Here is a 439-nt window from a genome sequence, read left to right on the forward strand (position 1 = left end):
GAGTGGCCATAGTTACTATCAAGACATAGCCACAGTAGTGATATCGTGGTGGGCACACCGGTGGCGAACCGAACGCAGTCGGAATTAAGCCCGTTGATAGGGTTTTTTGTGAATACCTTGGTGCTGCGTGTGGATACGGCGCAGGCGGATTTGGCGAGTTACTTTAAGCATATCAGGCAGGTGCATATAGATGCGCAAGCGAATCAAGATGTGCCGTTTGAGCAGTTGGTAGATAGGTTAAAGGTATCAAGAAGTACAGCGCATAGCCCCCTATTCCAGATAATGCTGACGACGAATAGTGACTATGGTGTGCAGCAGGGAGAGCGCGCGGTTAGTTTACCGGGTGTAGAGATAAGCTCTTATTGTAGTGATAAGTATCAGGCTATTTTGCCTATAGAAGTAGTCAAGTTCATCTGTGTTGCGTGGCGAGAGTGCAGTT

At 48.1% G+C, this 439-nt stretch carries 1 protein-coding gene; it reads left to right on the top strand.

Features of this window, described 5'->3' with window-relative positions; genetic code table 11:
* Window positions 1-60 precede the first annotated feature (60 nt).
* The coding region (locus CWC03_RS22835; RefSeq protein WP_349304217.1) for a condensation domain-containing protein at window positions 61-439 on the top strand (379 nt) is incomplete at its 3' end.

The organism is Pseudoalteromonas sp. S2755, from assembly GCF_005886535.1.
GTDB lineage: Bacteria > Pseudomonadota > Gammaproteobacteria > Enterobacterales > Alteromonadaceae > Pseudoalteromonas.